The 16,398-nt window shown below is 72.0% G+C and carries 19 protein-coding genes; 14 read left to right on the forward strand and 5 right to left on the reverse strand.

Annotated elements, in window-relative coordinates:
• Positions 1-14 precede the first annotated feature (14 nt).
• The 3 genes from ACZ7L7_RS20755 (at position 15) to ACZ7L7_RS20765 (ending at position 3,186) form a co-directional block, all read left to right on the forward strand.
• Positions 15-863 carry a GNAT family N-acetyltransferase gene (locus tag ACZ7L7_RS20755; RefSeq protein ID WP_285513718.1) on the forward strand — a complete coding sequence of 283 codons (849 nt, stop codon included), beginning with the start codon at positions 15-17 and terminating at the stop codon, positions 861-863.
• 19 nt (positions 864-882) lie between these two features.
• Complete coding sequence (locus tag ACZ7L7_RS20760) at positions 883-1,413, forward strand: GNAT family N-acetyltransferase (RefSeq protein WP_285513719.1); 531 nt, start codon at positions 883-885, stop codon at positions 1,411-1,413.
• A 72-nt stretch (positions 1,414-1,485) separates the two neighbouring features.
• Positions 1,486-3,186 (forward strand): proline--tRNA ligase, encoded by a 1,701-nt coding sequence (locus ACZ7L7_RS20765; RefSeq protein ID WP_285513720.1) that lies wholly within the window; start codon positions 1,486-1,488, stop codon positions 3,184-3,186.
• A 64-nt stretch (positions 3,187-3,250) separates the two neighbouring features.
• Here ACZ7L7_RS20765 and ACZ7L7_RS20770 read toward each other — a convergent pair whose 3' ends face one another.
• On the reverse strand, positions 3,251-3,496 hold the full coding sequence (locus ACZ7L7_RS20770; protein ID WP_285513721.1) for a hypothetical protein: 246 nt from the start codon (positions 3,494-3,496) through the stop codon (positions 3,251-3,253).
• A 120-nt stretch (positions 3,497-3,616) separates the two neighbouring features.
• Complete coding sequence (locus tag ACZ7L7_RS20775) at positions 3,617-4,039, reverse strand: helix-turn-helix domain-containing protein (RefSeq protein ID WP_093719127.1); 423 nt, start codon at positions 4,037-4,039, stop codon at positions 3,617-3,619.
• A gap of 291 nt (positions 4,040-4,330) precedes the next feature.
• On the opposite strand from ACZ7L7_RS20775, the gene ACZ7L7_RS20780 reads away from it, so the two are divergent.
• From ACZ7L7_RS20780 to ACZ7L7_RS20795, 4 genes are read left to right on the forward strand one after another with little or no spacing between them, the layout of a single operon-like run.
• Positions 4,331-4,939, forward strand: a complete 609-nt coding sequence (locus ACZ7L7_RS20780) for an RNA polymerase sigma factor (protein WP_453605783.1) — start codon at positions 4,331-4,333, stop codon at positions 4,937-4,939.
• Positions 4,936-5,739, forward strand: coding sequence for a BN159_2729 family protein (locus tag ACZ7L7_RS20785; RefSeq protein ID WP_285513723.1), 804 nt, complete (start codon positions 4,936-4,938; stop codon positions 5,737-5,739). Before ACZ7L7_RS20780 ends, ACZ7L7_RS20785 begins: the two co-directional genes overlap by 4 nt.
• On the forward strand, positions 5,736-6,413 hold the full coding sequence (locus ACZ7L7_RS20790) for a WhiB family transcriptional regulator (protein ID WP_472076768.1): 678 nt from the start codon (positions 5,736-5,738) through the stop codon (positions 6,411-6,413). The genes ACZ7L7_RS20785 and ACZ7L7_RS20790 overlap by 4 nt, the downstream gene beginning before the upstream one ends.
• Positions 6,347-6,715 carry a hypothetical protein gene (locus tag ACZ7L7_RS20795; RefSeq protein WP_471592952.1) on the forward strand — a complete coding sequence of 123 codons (369 nt, stop codon included), beginning with the start codon at positions 6,347-6,349 and terminating at the stop codon, positions 6,713-6,715. Before ACZ7L7_RS20790 ends, ACZ7L7_RS20795 begins: the two co-directional genes overlap by 67 nt.
• A gap of 165 nt (positions 6,716-6,880) precedes the next feature.
• Here ACZ7L7_RS20795 and ACZ7L7_RS20800 read toward each other — a convergent pair whose 3' ends face one another.
• Genes ACZ7L7_RS20800 through ACZ7L7_RS20810 form a run of 3 tightly spaced genes read right to left on the reverse strand, consistent with a single transcriptional unit; the run spans position 6,881 to position 8,787 of the window.
• Positions 6,881-7,780 (reverse strand): aminoglycoside phosphotransferase family protein, encoded by a 900-nt coding sequence (locus ACZ7L7_RS20800; RefSeq protein WP_285513725.1) that lies wholly within the window; start codon positions 7,778-7,780, stop codon positions 6,881-6,883.
• A 27-nt stretch (positions 7,781-7,807) separates the two neighbouring features.
• On the reverse strand, positions 7,808-8,272 hold the full coding sequence (locus ACZ7L7_RS20805; protein ID WP_285513726.1) for a ferritin-like domain-containing protein: 465 nt from the start codon (positions 8,270-8,272) through the stop codon (positions 7,808-7,810).
• Positions 8,269-8,787: a hypothetical protein gene (locus ACZ7L7_RS20810; RefSeq protein WP_471592953.1), complete on the reverse strand. Its 519-nt coding sequence runs from the start codon at positions 8,785-8,787 to the stop codon at positions 8,269-8,271. Before ACZ7L7_RS20810 ends, ACZ7L7_RS20805 begins: the two co-directional genes overlap by 4 nt.
• A 196-nt stretch (positions 8,788-8,983) precedes the next feature.
• Here ACZ7L7_RS20810 and rimP point away from each other — a divergent pair, with 196 nt between their 5' ends.
• The 7 genes from rimP to truB all read left to right on the forward strand — a co-directional run bounded on the left by rimP (position 8,984) and on the right by truB (position 15,894).
• Positions 8,984-9,493 carry a ribosome maturation factor RimP gene (rimP, locus tag ACZ7L7_RS20815; RefSeq protein WP_285513728.1) on the forward strand — a complete coding sequence of 170 codons (510 nt, stop codon included), beginning with the start codon at positions 8,984-8,986 and terminating at the stop codon, positions 9,491-9,493.
• Positions 9,494-9,495: 2 nt separating this feature from the next.
• Positions 9,496-10,482, forward strand: coding sequence for a transcription termination factor NusA (nusA, locus tag ACZ7L7_RS20820; RefSeq protein WP_285513729.1), 987 nt, complete (start codon positions 9,496-9,498; stop codon positions 10,480-10,482).
• Between the two features lie 102 nt (positions 10,483-10,584).
• On the forward strand, positions 10,585-10,863 hold the full coding sequence (locus ACZ7L7_RS20825) for a YlxR family protein (RefSeq protein WP_093719013.1): 279 nt from the start codon (positions 10,585-10,587) through the stop codon (positions 10,861-10,863).
• A 146-nt stretch (positions 10,864-11,009) separates the two neighbouring features.
• On the forward strand, positions 11,010-14,087 hold the full coding sequence (gene infB / locus ACZ7L7_RS20830) for a translation initiation factor IF-2 (RefSeq protein ID WP_285513730.1): 3,078 nt from the start codon (positions 11,010-11,012) through the stop codon (positions 14,085-14,087).
• A 131-nt stretch (positions 14,088-14,218) separates the two neighbouring features.
• Entirely contained in the window at positions 14,219-14,512 is a 294-nt protein-coding gene (locus tag ACZ7L7_RS20835) for a DUF503 domain-containing protein (RefSeq protein ID WP_261719582.1), read from the forward strand.
• A gap of 33 nt (positions 14,513-14,545) precedes the next feature.
• Positions 14,546-14,992, forward strand: a complete 447-nt coding sequence (gene rbfA / locus ACZ7L7_RS20840) for a 30S ribosome-binding factor RbfA (protein WP_285513731.1) — start codon at positions 14,546-14,548, stop codon at positions 14,990-14,992.
• Positions 14,989-15,894, forward strand: a complete 906-nt coding sequence (gene truB, locus ACZ7L7_RS20845) for a tRNA pseudouridine(55) synthase TruB (RefSeq protein WP_471592955.1) — start codon at positions 14,989-14,991, stop codon at positions 15,892-15,894. Before rbfA ends, truB begins: the two co-directional genes overlap by 4 nt.
• Positions 15,895-16,398 lie beyond the last annotated feature (504 nt).

The following is a 16,398-nucleotide window of genomic DNA, read 5'->3' on the forward strand; positions in this document are numbered from 1 at the left end:
CGTGAGGCCCGCCCGTGTTGACGCAGACCACAACCCGGGTCCTCGAACCGAGCGACCTGGACGCGGCGCTCGCCGTCCTGGACCGCGAGCCCGTCGCGAACGCCTTCGTGGCCTCCCGTGTCCAGGTGGCGGGCCTGGACCCCTGGCGCCTCGGCGGCGAGATGTGGGGCTGGTACGAGGACGGCATGCTGACCTCCCTCTGCTACGCGGGCGCCAACCTCGTCCCCATCTGCGCCACCCCCCGCGCCGTCCGCGCCTTCGCCGACCGCGCCCGTCGCGCCGGCCGCCGCTGCTCCTCGATCGTCGGCCCCGCCGAACCCACCGCCCAGCTCTGGCGGCTGCTCGAACCCAGCTGGGGCCCCGCCCGTGACGTCCGCGCCCACCAGCCGCTGATGGTCACCGACCGCATGCCCGAGTCGATCACCCCCGACCCGTACGTCCGTCGGATCCGCAAGGACGAGATGGAAACGATCATGCCGGCCTGCGTGGCGATGTTCACCGAGGAGGTCGGCGTCTCCCCGCTGGCCGGTGACGGCGGACTCCTCTACCAGGCCCGGGTCGCCGAACTCGTCGGTTCCGGCCGTTCCTTCGCCCGCCTCGACGACCGCGGCAAGGTCGTCTTCAAGGCGGAGATCGGTGCCGCCACCGACCGCGCCTGCCAGATCCAGGGCGTCTGGGTGGCCCCCGAGTACCGCGGCCGCGGCATCGCCGCCCCCGCGATGGCGGCGGTACTGCGCTACGCCCTCGCGGACGTGGCCCCGGTGGTGAGTCTGTACGTCAACGACTTCAACACCGCCGCCCGCCGCACGTACCGCCGCGTCGGCTTCGACGAGGTCGGCGCATTCATGAGCGTCCTCTTTTAGCTCCCTGTACCCTCCCCGCATGGACCTCGTGATCGGCCCCCTGGATCTGTCGGCCCACGTGGACGAGGCCCTGGCCGTCCAAGCCGTAGCCTTCGGACTCGGCGCGGACGAGGTCGCCGTACGCCGTCAGATCGTCCTGCGCCACATGGCCTTCCCCGGTGCCCGCGCCCTCGGCGCCACCGTGCGGGGACGCCTCGTCGGCTTCGTCTACGGCATGCCCAACGACCGCGCCCACTGGTGGTCCACCGTCGTCGAGCCGTACCTGCGCGCCCGCGGCAACGAACACTGGCTCGACGACTCCTTCGTCATCACCGAGCTGCACGTCCACCCCGACCACCAGAACCGCGGGATCGGCCGCTCCCTGATCACCACGATCACCGACTCCGCCGCCGAACCCCGCTCGATCCTCTCCGCGATCGACACCGACAGCCCGGCCCGCGGCCTCTACCACTCCCTCGGCTACCAGGACCTCGCCCGCCAGGTCCTCTTCCCCAGCGCCCCCCGCCCGTACGCCGTGATGGGCGCCCCACTGCCCCTGCGCCGCCCCTAACCGATTTCCGCCCCCGCACACCCCCCGGCTAACCTCCTGCCATCACCTTCACGCAGCAGGAGTACGACACCCATGGCGAACGCACCGGTCCAGCGCATGTCCCAGTTGATGGCGAAGACGCTGCGCGACGACCCGGCGGACGCCGAGGTCCTCAGCCACAAGCTCCTCGTCCGCGCGGGCTACGTACGCCGCACCGCGGCCGGGATCTGGTCCTGGCTGCCCCTCGGCAAGCGGGTCCTGGCCAACGTCGAGCGCATCGTGCGCGAGGAGATGGACGCCATCGGCGCCCAGGAAGTCCTCCTGCCCGCGCTGCTCCCGCGCGAGCCGTACGACGCGACGGGCCGCTGGGACGAGTACGGCCAGGAGCTGTTCCGGCTGAAGGACCGCAAGGGCGGCGACTACCTGCTCGGCCCCACCCACGAGGAGATCTTCACCCTGCTGGTGAAGGACCAGGCTTCCTCCTACAAGGACCTGCCGGTCATCCTCTACCAGATCCAGCACAAGTACCGTGACGAGGCCCGCCCGCGGGCCGGCATCCTGCGCGGCCGTGAGTTCCTGATGAAGGACTCGTACTCCTTCGACACGGAGGACGAGGGCCTGGCGAAGTCCTACGCCCTGCACCGCGAGGCGTACCGCCGGATCTTCGAGCGCCTCGGCCTGGACTACCGCATCTGCGCCGCGACCGCCGGCGCCATGGGCGGCTCGAAGTCGGAGGAGTTCCTGGCCCCGGCCGAGGCCGGCGAGGACACCTTCGCCGACTGCCCGAACTGCGACTTCGCGGCGAACACCGAGGCGATCACCTACGCGCTGAAGCCGGTCGAGGCCGCCGATGTGCCCGCCGCCGAGGAGATCCCCACCCCGGACACCCCGACCATCGAGACCCTGGCCGCCCACCTCGGCGTCCCGGCCTCCGCCACCCTGAAGAACCTCCTGGTCAAGGTCGACGGTGAGATCGTGGCGGTCGGTGTCCCCGGCGACCGCGAGGTCGACCTGGACAAGGTCGAGGCCCACTTCGCCCCGGCCGTCGTCGAGATGGTCACCGAGGCCGACTTCGCCGAGCGCGCCGACCTGGTCCGCGGCTACGTCGGTCCGCAGGGTCTGGAGAAGGTGAAGTACCTCGCCGACCCGCGCGTCGCCCCCGGCACCTCGTGGATCACCGGCGCGAACAAGGAGGGCACGCACGCGAAGAACGTCGTCGCGGGCCGTGACTTCGAGGTCGACGAGTACGTCGACGTCGTGGTCGTCCAGGAGGGCGACCCCTGCCCCCAGTGCGGCACCGGCCTGAAGCTGGACCGCGCCATCGAGATCGGCCACATCTTCCAGCTCGGCCGCAAGTACGCCGACGCCCTCAAGCTCGACGTCCTCGGCCAGAACGGCAAGCCGGTCCGCGTCACCATGGGCTCCTACGGCATCGGCGTCTCCCGCGCGGTCGCCGCGCTCGCCGAGCAGACCGCCGACGACAAGGGCCTGTGCTGGCCGGACGAGGTCGCCCCGGCCGACGTCCATGTGGTCGCCGCGGGCAAGGCGCTGCAGACCGAACTCGCCCTGGAGGTCTCCGAGAAGCTCGCCGCGAAGGGTTTGCGGGTGCTGTGCGACGACCGTGCCGGGGTCTCCCCGGGCGTGAAGTTCACCGACTCCGAGCTGATCGGCGTCCCCCGCATCCTGGTGGCCGGCCGTCGCTCCGGTGAGGGCGTGGTCGAGCTGAAGGACCGCCGCACCGGTGAGCGCGAGGAACTGACGGTGGACGAGGCGATCGCGAAGCTGACCGCCTAGAACGCGCTGTACCGCAGGGCCGTTCCCGCTCCGGCGGGAGCGGCCCCGCGGTTGTGCGGGAGGCTCAGCCGGCCTCGGCCGCGGGGGCGCGGAGTAAGAGCTCCTCCGGCAGCTCCACCCGCATACCGCAGAAGCAGCGCAGCGGTCCGCCGCGTGCGGCGGGGGCGCCGAGATCGATGATCAGGATGTCCCGCAACTCCCGGAGAACATCACGTACGGGGGCGTCCGAAGCGACGCGGATCCTGACTTCGTCCGGGTCCCAGACGGCTAGCCCCGTCAGGCCCTCGGTCAGGGAAATGTGGATGCACACAACTGTCTCCCCAGGGATGCACTGCAGTATGAGTGATCCGCTCCGGGAGGTCAGCGGCTGACTGATGGTACCGGTGACTCTGGGCCCTGTGGGGCGTTTCGGCATATTCGCCGATTGATCTCAGACGATACGACTGACCTGGAGCATGGCCTCGGCGTCCTTGAGCAGCGCCCGCTGGCGTGACTCGGGCAATTGCCGGTACAGCTTCAGGAGCCGGGCCTCGCGCTCGTCCTCGCTCGGACCCGGTACGGGCCGGCCGGCGGCCTCGAAGAACTCCTTCGGCGTGGTGCGCACGCCCCAGCGCCGGAACACCTCGACCATGGCCCGCAGCTTCTCCGGGTCGATGCGTGAGGTGCCGCGGGTGCGGTTCATCCAGGCGTTGAGCGTGGGATAGGAGATACCGGCCTCGATGGCGAGGTCCTTCTGGGTCCTGCCGGGGGCCTGGGCCAACAGGCGGGCGAGCAGCCCTGCCAGGTCCTCGACCCGGCGCTGTGGATCGTGGCCGGGTTCGGGGTCTCCTGGGCGGCTCTGCGGGTTCGTCACGATCCGAGGATCGGCCATCAATATCTACAAGCGCAAGTAGATCGCAGATTGGCGCGGGGGTACCGGGGGAGCGCGTGGAGGCGCCGCCGCCCGGGGAGTGTCACCGCGCGCGCCCCGGCCCCTCTCGGCCCGGTGAAGCACCCTCAACTCTCACGCTGTGTACGCGTCTTGACACTATATGCATCTACGTGAAGACTGTAGATGGCTTCGGCGCGGGTCGCGGCTTCCGGTGTGGACCGTTGACGCGCGCTCCAGGAATCTACATCTACATGAATACTGAAGATTGATGACGTGACGGGAGAACCGATCGTGTCCCCACCGCCCACCCTCATCACCGCCCCGGCCGGCCCGGAACCCGAACTGATCGCCCGCGCCCGCGGCGGTGACCGGGAGGCGTTCGCCGCCCTCTACTACGAGCACTACGGCCATGTGTACGGCTTCCTGCTCGTCCGCACCCGCAACAGACATCTCGCGGAGGACCTGACCCAGGAGGCCTTCATCCGGGCCCTGCGGCGCATCGACAACTACACCTGGCAGGGCAGGGCCTTCTCCGCCTGGCTGACCACCATCGCCAAGAACCTCTACCTCGACGAAGTCGCCTGCGGCCGCACCCGGTTGGAGACCCCGGTCGCCGAGTTCGACGAGCCGCGCGGCACGCAGCACGACACGGAGTCCCTGGTCCTGCGTGAACTGGAGGCCGTCGAGGCCCATGAGACGGTCCGCAGCGCCCTGCACAGCCTCAACGCGCTCCAACGGCACTGCGTGGAACTGCGCTTCCTCGACGAACTCACCCCGCAGGAGACGGCCCTCGCCCTCGGCCGCAGCGTCGGTGCGGTCAAGACGCTGACCTACCGGGCCCTGAGGAAACTGCGCTGGACGACGGAGGCGGTGTCCGCATGAACAGCAACCTCCCGCACGCCGCGGGCGTGATCCGTACGGTCCTGGAGTCCGTACCGCCCGAACAGGCCACCGCCGTCGCCCAGGCGCTCGACTCCGCCCGGCTGCTGGTCGACCCCGAGCGCACCTTCGGCGTGGTGCTGCACCGCAGGCCCGACGGCGGCTGGTCCCGCACCCGGCCCACGGCCACCGAACTGGAGCGGCAGGCACTGGACTGGGACGCCGCCTGCGCCCGGGCCCGTGCCGTCGCCACCGTCATCGAGCAGCGGCTGACCGAGCACCCGGGGCCCTCCGGCGTCCGCGTGGACGGCGACCGGGTACGGGTCGTGCTCCGTGTCGACGGCCCCCTCCAATGGGCCGACTGGCGGGCCTACTTGGGAATCACCGAGGTCAGGCACGGCGACCGCCCCCACACCGTCGTCGGCGAGGGGGAGCGCGGCGGGGTCCGGGTGGCCGTCCTGGCGCGGGCGGTCGAGGCGCCGCCGCCCGCCCGGACCGCCCCGCGCGACCGCCTCTTCCGGCTCGGCACCACCACCTACGACCTGGCGGTCCCGCAGCGCGACGCGCACGGGGAGGTCTGGTACTTCCAGGGCTGGCGCAGTCACGACGGCATGCCCCTGATGTCGGTGGACGGCCGCCCCGAACGCTGCTCCCTCGCCAACGTGGCGGCCCACCTGGGCCCGTTGAGGCCGGTACCGCAGCACGAGGACACCACACCCGCCCCCGCCCCGCTGCCCGCCCTGCCCGCACCGCCGACCCCACCGGCCACACCGGTGTGCGGCCCGGCCGGGACGATCGGATGAGCCGCGTCACGACCCCGGCCGTTCCGGAGGAGGGCTCGCGTGTCTGGGAAGCGCGCGCCGAGTGCCGCCAGTGGGACGCGGAGCTGTGGTTCACGGTCCGGGACCGGGCCGTGGCCGTGGCGATCTGCGCGGCCTGCCCGGTGCTCGACCACTGCCGGGCCGCCGTACTGCGCCGGGAACGCGGCCTTCCCCGCTGCCGCCGCCAGGGCGTCGTCGCCGGACTGACCGGCGCCCAGCGCTACGAACTGGAGCGCCGGGCCCAGCAGTTACCGCCCCGCACACCCGCCGCGGACGGCAACGGAACCGCACCGTCGCGGGATCCGGCCGCCCCTTGCGGCACCCGAGCCGCCTACCAGCGCCACCTGCGCCGCGGCGAGCCCGTGGACGAGGCGTGCCGCGCCGCCAACGCCCGGAGCGCGAGCAGCTACCGCCGCACCGGCTCCACCCGCGACCGGCGAGGAACACCCGGCCCGGCACCACCGCCGGCCCGGAACACTCCCGCCGTCCACCGCCACCGGAGTACGACATGCCCTCGCCGCCGGCCCGTCTGGCCGCCGCACTGCGCCGGTTCCTCCGGCTCCGCGACCGCGACCGACTCGCACGGGACCTGGATACCTGCCGCCAGGAACGCGACCGCTGGCGACGCAACGCCGACTCCTACGAACAGGAGCTGACCGGCGTCCGCCTCGAACGCGCGCACCTGCTCGCCTGGCTGGCGGCCCTGCACCCCTCCAGTGCCGTCCTCACCGAACGGGACGCCGACGGGGGCCCGGTGCTGTCGCTCAGCGCCGGGGAGCACACGCTGACCTGGCCGCTCGCCTCTGCCGAACTGCCCTTGTTCGCCCATGTCCCCTACGCGGAACCCGCACCGGGGGAAGAAGCGCACGACCGCGCGGCGCGCATCCGCGAGCACACGCGCCTGCTGGCGGTCGAGGACATGCTGACCTGCGCCGAGAGGCAGCAACACCCGTACTGACCAGCCCAAAGCCCCGGTCGGCAGGCTCGGGAGGCACGTCGGCCGGACCCACCGCGCCCCCCTGCGAGGCTCCCCGCAGGGGGGCGCGGCACACGGGCCCGGACCATGTCAGCAGACTCCCGCCTGCCGCCCTCAGGCCGAACGACGCGACTTCGCGGACACGGCCTACAGCCAGCCCGCGAACTCCAGCAACAGCTCGGCGTCCCGTTCCCGGCCGACCCGGAGCGCCCGCACCCCGGACTCCACGGCCCTGAACAGCGTCCAGCCGCGCAGGCGTTCCTGGTCCACGTCCAGGGACTCGGCGAGGCGCTTGATGCGCCGCCTGGTGGTGGCCGAACCGGAGGGGGAGGCGATCAGGTCCTCGACCCGGTCCCGGACCAACCGGGCCAGGTCGAACGCGCACTCGCCGACCACCGGATCCGGCCCCACGGCCAGCCACGGCGTCCGCTCCCCGGCCAGCACCTTGCTCTGCCGGAACGTGCCGTGCAGCAGCCGGTGCTCCGGCGGCGCCGCCAGCAGCTCCGCACGCGCGGTGAGCGCGGCGTCGACCAGCGCGGCCACCTGCGGCTCCGCGGCCGCCGTCACCCGCATGGCGTCCGCCTGACGGCCGGTCCGCTCGGCCACCGTCTCGAACGCGTGGTCGCCCGGCGGCACCACCCACAGCCTGCGCAGCGTGCCCGCGGCCTCCAGCAGCGCCTTCGCCTCCGGCAGGGACCGCACCGAGACATCGGGGTGCAGCCGCTCCAGAAGCAGCACGCCTTCCGTCGTGAACGGCTCCAGCAGCTGAACGGCGCCCAGGCCGTTCCAGTGCGCCAGCGCCGCCCGCTCGCTCTCCGGGCGGGCCCGCGGCGGCGCCAGTTTCAGCACGGCGGGGGTGCCGTCGGAGCGCCGGACCAGTACCACCAGGCTGCTGCGTCCGCCCGGCACCTGGACCCGCTCGACCGTCAACTCGCGTAGTGCCACGGCCTGCCGGGCCGTCTCCGGCAGCTTCTCCAGCCAGCCATCGGCGTCCGGTGCCGTCTCACCGAGCGCCCTGACCAGACGCCGCGGCGGTTCGAAAGCCATACGCGAGTAGTTCCCTTCCAGTACAGGTCACGCCGTGGGCGTCGCCGGTCCCCGGCCGGTGCCCGGGTACTCGGCGAGCCCAGGGAAGGCTACGCTCTCGCCCCGCCAGCGCACCGCCCGCACCGCCGCCTCCCGCAGCGCCTCCGCCGCCGTACGCCGCCGTTTCCCGGTGGCGGCGCGCACCAGATCGCCGTAGACGTCGGCCACCCGATCCTCCACCTCGGCGGCGAGCCGCACCGCGGCCGGGGAGTCCGGCACCGGGAACGGGAGGGCGTACGCGGGCTCCGCCGCCACCGGCTCCCCGTCCAGGTCCAGCACCTCGCGCAGCAGCGCGTCCCGGCGCGCCCGGTGGGCGTCGTAGGCACTGCGGGCCTCGCCCCGGCGCCCCTCGCGGACCCGGCCGCCGACGACGCCGTACGCCCAGACGGCCGCGTGCTCGGCGGCCAGCGCCGCCTGGAGGGCCGTCAGCTCCCCGGCCTTGCTCTTGCTCACGCCTCACCCTCCGTCAGCAGGTACACGTGCGCCGCTCCGGCCGCCGCGACCGACGCCAGCAGCCGGGCCAGCTCACCGGGCACCGTCATCAGGATCTCGGTCCGGGCGTCGGCAAGGGCCCGTTCGGCCGCGGCGAGCTCCGCCAGGGCCGCCTTCTCGTCGGTGGGCACGACCGGCGCGCTCGGCGACGGCGAGGCCGACGCGGACGGCGCCGGGCTCTTCCTCCCCGTACCGCCGAAGGCCGCCACGTGCCGGACCACGTCCGCGCGCAGCGGGCGCAGCCGCTCGGCCAGCGGGGGATGGGCGGCGATCACCGCGTCGTAGCGCACCAGCAGATCCGCGCTGTCCCGGGCCGCACGCGCGCGTGCCCGGTCGGCCGCCGAGGGGGTGCCCCCCGCGCCGCCGGTGTCCGGGGCGGACGAGCAGCCGGCGAGCAGGACCGCGCCGGCGGCCGAGGCGAACAGGCTCCTTCTGCGCGGCCCCGAGGGCGGGCGCGACGGTGGGGGAAACGGCACGGCTGACGTCCTCGGTGCTCGAACGGCGGGGGAGGGCTGTGCGCCCGTGATCACCGTACCCGTGGAGCCGTCCGGGACCACCCACCGGCACCCGCGTCCTTGCTGATGGACGGCAACACACCCCGGGACCGGATACCCTTTGATCCAGACACGCGACCCATCCCACAACAGCACACGCGGCCGAGGAGTCACCCGGATGAGCACCACCCAGAGCGAGAGGCTGCGAGAACTTCTGGAACCGCTCGTCACCTCACAGGGGCTCGATCTCGAAGAGATCGCCGTGGACTCCGTCGGACGCAAGCGAGTGCTGCGTGTCGTCGTCGACTCCGATTCCGGTGCCGACCTGGACCAGATCGCCGATGTGAGCCGCGCGCTCTCGGCGAAGCTCGACGAGACCAATGTGATGGGCGATGCCGCCTACGACCTCGAAGTGGGCACCCCCGGCGCCGAGCGCGAGCTCACGGAGCACCGCCACTACGTGCGTGCCGTCGACCGCCTGGTGAAGTTCCAGCTCACCGAGGGCGGCGACCTGGTGGCCCGGATCCTGACCGTGGACGACGAGGGCGTGGACCTCGAAGTCCCCGGTGTGAAGGGCCGCAAGGCCACCAGCCGCAGACTCGCCTTCGCCGACATCGCCAAGGCGCGGGTCCAGGTCGAGTTCAACCGCAAGGACAAGAAGGACATGAAGGAAGAGGAGGAGGCGTAGCCGTGGACATCGACATGAGTGCCCTGCGGGGCTTGGTTCGGGAGAAGGAGATCTCCTTCGACCTGCTGGTCGAGGCGATCGAATCGGCCCTCCTCATCGCCTACCACCGCACCGAGGGAAGCCGCCGACACGCGCGCGTGGAGCTCAACCGGGAGACCGGGCATGTGACCGTGTGGGCGAAGGAGGACCCCGAGGACCTCGAAGAGGGCCAGGAGCCCCGCGAGTTCGACGACACCCCGTCGGGATTCGGCCGTATCGCCGCCACCACCGCCAAGCAGGTCATCCTGCAGCGGCTGCGTGACGCCGAGGACGACGCCACGCTCGGCGAGTACGCGGGGCGCGAGGGCGACATCGTCACGGGCGTGGTCCAGCAGGGCCGCGACCCGAAGAACGTGCTCGTGGACATCGGCAAGCTGGAGGCCATCCTGCCGGTGCAGGAGCAGGTGCCCGGCGAGACCTACCCGCACGGCATGCGGCTGCGCAGTTACGTCGTCCGGGTGGCCAAGGGCGTCCGCGGCCCCTCCGTCACCCTCTCGCGCACGCACCCCAACCTGGTGAAGAAGCTCTTCGCCTTGGAGGTGCCGGAGATCGCCGACGGCAGCGTCGAGATCGCCGCCATCGCACGTGAGGCCGGTCACCGTACGAAGATCGCGGTCCGTTCCACCCGTTCGGGCCTGAACGCCAAGGGCGCCTGCATCGGCCCGATGGGCGGCCGGGTGCGCAATGTCATGGCCGAGCTGAACGGCGAGAAGATCGACATCGTCGACTGGTCGGACGACCCGGCCGAGATGGTGGCGAACGCGCTCTCCCCGGCCCGGGTCTCCAAGGTGGAGATCGTGGACCTCGCGGCCCGCTCCGCGCGGGTCACGGTGCCCGACTACCAACTGTCCCTGGCGATCGGCAAGGAGGGGCAGAATGCCCGGCTTGCGGCCCGGCTCACCGGCTGGCGGATCGACATCCGCCCGGACACCGAGCAGCCCGGGGAATAGATCCACGCCGCGAGGCGCTTAGATCACGCCGTGTTGTCGCACGGCAACTGTTCGATTCTTGCCCCAAAGGGGTGAGGTCGGCACAGGGAGGTAGACTTAGCAGTGTCTGGCCGGACGCGAGCCCCAGCCTGCCCCGAGCGCACCTGCGTGGGGTGCCGGGAGCGAGCGGCCAAGAAGGACTTGCTGCGGATCGTGGCGATCAAGGACGAGTGCGTCCCGGATCATCGCGGTACGCTGCCCGGCCGGGGTGCATATGTGCACCCCGCCCTGGTCTGTCTCGACCTGGCGGTACGCCGTCGGGCGTTCCCACGGGCGTTGCGCGCCCCGGGACCGCTCGACACCACGGCGTTGCGCCACTACGTCGAGCAGGCAACACCGTAAGAAGCGTCGCGCGGAACCCCGTGCGGCCCTGGTACCTCGCGAGTCGGAAGTAGGTCGAGATTGCGATGAGCACTCGATGAGTACGCGATGAGTACGCCCATGAAGTAGCGACGGTCCGGCTGCAACCCGGACCTAAAAGGAGCGAAGTGGCTAAGGTCCGGGTATACGAACTCGCCAAGGAGTTCGGTGTGGAGAGCAAGGTCGTCATGGCCAAGCTCCAGGAACTCGGTGAATTCGTCCGTTCGGCGTCTTCGACCATCGAAGCGCCTGTAGTCCGCAAACTGACGGACGCCCTCCAGCAGGGCAATGGTGGCGGCAAGCCCGCCCCCGCCCGCAAGGCTGCCCCGGCGAAGCCGGCAGCCCCCTCTCCCGCGCAGGCCGCCCGTCCGGCTGCCCCGCGCCCGGCGGCTCCCAAGCCGCCCGCTGCCGAGAAGCCCGCGGCACCCGCCGCGCCGGCCGCTCCCGGCCCCCGTCCCACCCCGGGCCCGAAGCCCGCGCCGCGCCCCGCGCCGGCGTCCCCGGCTCCGACCACGCCCGAGTTCACGGCACCCCCGTCGGCTCCCGCCGCGCCCGCCCAGGGCTCCGGCCCGCGTCCGGGCGCCCCGCGTCCGGCCGGTCAGGCGCCGCGTCCGGGTGCTCCCCGTCCGGGTGGTCCCGGCCAGGGCGGCCAGGGCCGCGGTGAGCGCCCCGGCGCCCCGCGTCCGGGTGGCCAGGCGCCGCGTCCCGGTGCCCGTCCGGCCGGTCCCCGTCCGGGCAACAACCCCTTCACCTCCGGTGGCTCCACCGGCATGGCGCGCCCGCAGGCGCCCCGGCCGGGCGGTGCCCCGCGTCCGGGTGGCCCCGGTGCTCCCGGCGGCGCCCCGCGTCCGCAGGGCCAGGGCGGTCCGCGTCCCCAGGGTGCGGCGGGCGGTCCCCGTCCGCAGGCCCCGGGCGGCGCGCGTCCCACCCCGGGCGGCATGCCCCGTCCGCAGGGCGGCGGCCCGCGTCCGGGCGGCGGTCCCGGTGGTCCCCGTCCGAACCCCGGCATGATGCCGCAGCGTCCCGCTGCCGGCCCGCGTCCCGGCGGTGGCCCCGGCGGCCGCGGTCCCGGTGGCGCCGGTCGTCCCGGCGGCGGTGCCGGTCGTCCCGGTGGCGGCGGCTTCGCCGGTCGTCCCGGTGGCGGCGGTGGCGCCCGTCCGGGTGGCGGCGGCTTCGCCGGTCGTCCCGGTGGCGGTGGCCCCGGTGGCGGTGGCTTCGGTGGCGGCGGTGGCCGTCCCGGCTTCGGCGGTCGTCCCGGTGGTCCGGGCGGTCGCGGTGGCACGCAGGGCGCCTTCGGCCGTCCCGGCGGTCCGGCGCGTCGTGGCCGCAAGTCGAAGCGGCAGCGTCGCCAGGAGTACGAGGCCATGCAGGCCCCGAGCGTCGGCGGCGTGATGCTGCCGCGCGGCAACGGCGAGACCATCCGTCTCTCCCGCGGCGCGTCGCTCACCGACTTCGCGGAGAAGATCAACGCCAACCCGGCGTCCCTCGTCGCGGTCATGATGAACCTCGGCGAGATGGTCACCGCCACGCAGTCCGTCTCCGACGAGACGCTGCAGCTCCTGGCCGACGAGATGAACTACACGGTTCAGATCGTCAGCCCCGAGGAGGAGGACCGCGAGCTGCTCGAGTCCTTCGACCTGGAGTTCGGCGAGGACGAGGGCACCGAGGAGGACCTGGTCGTCCGTCCGCCGGTCGTGACCGTCATGGGTCACGTCGACCACGGTAAGACCCGACTCCTCGACGCCATCCGCAAGACGAACGTCATCGCGGGCGAGGCCGGCGGCATCACCCAGCACATCGGTGCCTACCAGGTCTCCACCGAGGTCAACGACGAAGAGCGCAAGATCACCTTCATCGACACCCCGGGTCACGAGGCGTTCACCGCCATGCGTGCCCGTGGTGCGAAGTCGACCGACATCGCGATCCTGGTCGTCGCGGCCAACGACGGCGTCATGCCGCAGACGGTCGAGGCGCTCAATCACGCCAAGGCGGCCGACGTCCCGATCGTCGTCGCGGTCAACAAGATCGACGTCGAGGGCGCCGACCCGACCAAGGTCCGCGGTCAGCTGACCGAGTACGGCCTGGTCGCCGAGGAGTACGGCGGCGACACCATGTTCGTCGACATCTCCGCCAAGCAGGGTCTGCACATCGACACCCTGCTGGAGGCCGTGATCCTCACCGCCGACGCCTCGCTCGACCTGCGCGCCAACCCCAACCAGGACGCGCAGGGCATCTCGATCGAGTCCCGGCTCGACCGCGGCCGCGGTGCCGTGGCGACCGTCCTCGTCCAGCGAGGCACCCTGCGGGTCGGCGACACGATGGTGGTGGGCGACGCCTACGGCCGCGTGCGCGCCATGCTCGACGACAACGGCAACAACGTCGCCGAGGCGGGTCCGTCCACGCCGGTCCAGGTGCTGGGTCTGACCAACGTCCCGGGTGCGGGCGACAACTTCATCGTGGTGGACGAGGACCGTACGGCCCGTCAGATCGCGGAGAAGCGCGCCGCCCGTGAGCGCAACGCCGCGTTCGCCAAGCGCACGCGCCGTGTCTCCCTTGAGGACCTGGACAAGGTGCTCAAGGCCGGCGAGGTCCAGCAGCTCAACCTCATCATCAAGGGCGACGCCTCCGGTTCCGTCGAGGCCCTGGAGTCCTCGCTGCTCCAGCTCGACGTCGGCGAAGAGGTCGACATCCGCGTCCTGCACCGCGGCGTCGGTGCGGTCACGGAGTCCGACATCGACCTGGCGATGGGCTCGGACGCCATCGTGATCGGCTTCAACGTGCGCGCCGCCGGGCGGGCACAGCAGATGGCCGAGCGCGAGGGCGTGGACGTCCGCTACTACTCGGTCATCTACCAGGCGATCGAGGAGATCGAGGCGGCCCTCAAGGGCATGCTCAAGCCGGAGTACGAGGAGGTCGAGCTCGGCACGGCGGAGATCCGCGAGGTCTTCAAGTCGTCCAAGCTGGGCAACATCGCCGGTGTGCTCATCCGGTCCGGCGAGGTCAAGCGCAACACCAAGGCGCGCCTCATCCGCGACGGCAAGGTGGTCGCGGAGAACCTCAACATCGAGGGTCTGCGTCGCTTCAAGGACGACGTCACCGAGATCCGCGAAGGGTTCGAGGGCGGTATCAACCTCGGCAACTTCAACGACATCAAGGTCGACGACGTCATCGCGACGTACGAGATGCGCGAGAAGCCGCGCGCGTGACCTGACACGCGACTGGGGCCGGTCGGCGGAAGTTATTTCCGTCGATCGGCCCCGGCCGTTGCGTGTACGGTTCCCGTATCGGCGTCGAAGCGGCGCCCGTACCCCGAACCGGCGGGACATCCGGAACACACATGTATGTGGGGACTCTGTCCTTCGACCTGCTTCTCGGCGACGTCCACTCGCTGAAGGAGAAGCGCTCCCTGGTCCGTCCGATCGTCGCCGAGCTCCAGCGCAAGTACGCGGTGAGCGCGGCGGAGACGGGCCATCAGAACCTCCACCGCCGGGCCGAGATCGGGCTCGCGGTGGTCTCCGGGGACACGGGGCACCTCACCGACGTACTGGACCGCTGCGAGCGGCTGGTCGCCGGCCGGCCCGAGGTGGAACTGCTCTCCGTTCGACGCAGGCTCCACAGCGACGAAGACTGAAGCAAGAGATAAGCACTTTAAGGAGACGGACCAGTGGCCGACAACGCGCGGGCGAAAAGGCTGGCGGACCTCATCCGGGAGGTGGTGGCCCAGAAGCTGCAGCGCGGGATCAAGGACCCGCGGCTCGGCTCCCACGTCACCATCACGGACACCCGCGTCACGGGTGACCTGCGGGAGGCGACCGTCTTCTACACGGTGTACGGCGACGAGGAGGAGCGCAAGGCCGCCGCGGCGGGCCTGGAGAGCGCCAAGGGCGTGCTCCGCTCCGCGGTCGGCGCGGCGGCGGGCGTGAAGTTCACCCCGACCCTGACCTTCGTGGCGGACGCGCTGCCCGACACCGCCCGGACCATCGAGGACCTCCTCGACCGGGCCCGTCAGTCCGACGCGAAGGTGCGCGAGGTCTCCGCGGGCGCCGCTTACGCCGGTGAGGCCGACCCGTACAAGAAGCCGGGCGAGGACGAGGACGACACCGCCGAATGACCCAGCAGAACCGGACGCCCGACGGCCTTGTCATCGTCGACAAGCCGTCGGGCTTCACTTCGCACGACGTGGTCGCCAAGATGCGCGGGATCGCCAGGACCCGCCGCGTCGGCCACGCCGGCACCCTCGACCCCATGGCGACGGGCGTGCTCGTCCTCGGCGTCGAGAAGGCCACCAAGCTGCTCGGTCACCTCGCACTGACCGAGAAGGAGTACCTGGGCACGATCCGGCTCGGCCAGACCACCCTGACCGACGACGCGGAGGGCGAGATCACGGGGGCCACGGACGCCTCGAAGGTCACCCGCGACGCCGTCGACTCCGGGATCGCCAAGCTGACCGGCGACATCATGCAGGTGCCGTCCAAGGTCTCCGCCATCAAGATCAACGGCGTGCGCTCCTACAAGCGGGCCCGTGAGGGCGAGGAGTTCGAGATCCCGGCGCGCCCGGTCACCGTCTCCTCCTTCACCGTCCACGACATCCGCGACGCGGTCGCCGAGGACGGCACGCCCGTCATGGACCTGGTCGTCTCCGTGGTCTGCTCCTCCGGCACCTACATCCGGGCCCTCGCCCGGGACCTCGGTGCCGACCTGGGCGTCGGCGGGCACCTCACGGCGCTGCGCCGGACGCGGGTGGGCCCGTACAAGCTGGATGTGGCGCGGACTCTGGACCAGCTCCAGCAGGAGCTGACCGTCATGCCGATCGCCGAGGCGGCCGCCGCCGCGTTCCCCCGCTGGGACGTGGACGCCAGACGGGCCCGGCTGCTGACCAACGGCGTGCGCCTGGAGATGCCCGAGGAGTACGCGGGGCGCGGCCCGGTCGCGGTCTTCGACCCCGAAGGCGGCTTCCTGGCCCTGGTCGAGGAACACAAGGGCAAGGCCAAGAGCCTGGCCGTCTTCGGCTGAGCGTCGGGTTTCCCGGGGTCGGCTGAGCGGCCGGTTCCGCGGGTTCGGGGCTGAGTGGCCGGTTCCGTGGGTTCGGGGCTGAGTTTCCTGTCCTGCGCCTTCGGGGCTGAGCTGCCAGTTCCGCGGGTTCGGCTGAGCCGCTGGCTCCGTGGGTTCGGGCGGGCTGCCGGGGTCTGCTTGTCGGGCGGGGCTGTCCGGGGTTGTTGGTTCGGGCCGGTTGTCCGCACCCGCTTGTCCAGTCGGGCTGTCGGGTGGCGCCCGGTTCGCCCGGGCTGTCGGGATCCGCTTGTCCGGCCGGGAGGCTCGGCTTCGCCGGTTCGGCTGGGTTGCCGGGTCCTGTTCGTCCGGGCGGGCTGCCGGGATCTGCTTGTCCGTGCAGGCTGATTGGCTTTGCGGGTTCGGCCTTGCTGTTGGGACCTGTCCGCCGCCTGGCTGGGCTGCTCGGCTGCGCCGGTTCGGCCGGGTTGCCGGGTCCTGCTCGTCCGGGCGGGATGTGCTTTTCGT

Source organism: Streptomyces sp. NPDC110618, from assembly GCF_055657065.1.

Bases quoted from the DNA above. Each gene is read 5' to 3' on its own strand.
- ACZ7L7_RS20760 (WP_285513719.1), top strand. From the start codon at position 883: ATGGACCTCGTGATCGGCCCCCTGGATCTGTCGGCCCACGTGGACGAG.
- ACZ7L7_RS20765 (WP_285513720.1), top strand. From the start codon at position 1,486: ATGGCGAACGCACCGGTCCAGCGCATGTCCCAGTTGATGGCGAAGACG.
- ACZ7L7_RS20785 (WP_285513723.1), top strand. From the start codon at position 4,936: ATGAACAGCAACCTCCCGCACGCCGCGGGCGTGATCCGTACGGTCCTG.
- ACZ7L7_RS20790 (WP_472076768.1), top strand. From the start codon at position 5,736: ATGAGCCGCGTCACGACCCCGGCCGTTCCGGAGGAGGGCTCGCGTGTC.
- ACZ7L7_RS20800 (WP_285513725.1), bottom strand. From the start codon at position 7,780: ATGGCTTTCGAACCGCCGCGGCGTCTGGTCAGGGCGCTCGGTGAGACG.
- rimP (WP_285513728.1), top strand. From the start codon at position 8,984: ATGAGCACCACCCAGAGCGAGAGGCTGCGAGAACTTCTGGAACCGCTC.
- ACZ7L7_RS20835 (WP_261719582.1), top strand. From the start codon at position 14,219: ATGTATGTGGGGACTCTGTCCTTCGACCTGCTTCTCGGCGACGTCCAC.
- truB (WP_471592955.1), top strand. From the start codon at position 14,989: ATGACCCAGCAGAACCGGACGCCCGACGGCCTTGTCATCGTCGACAAG.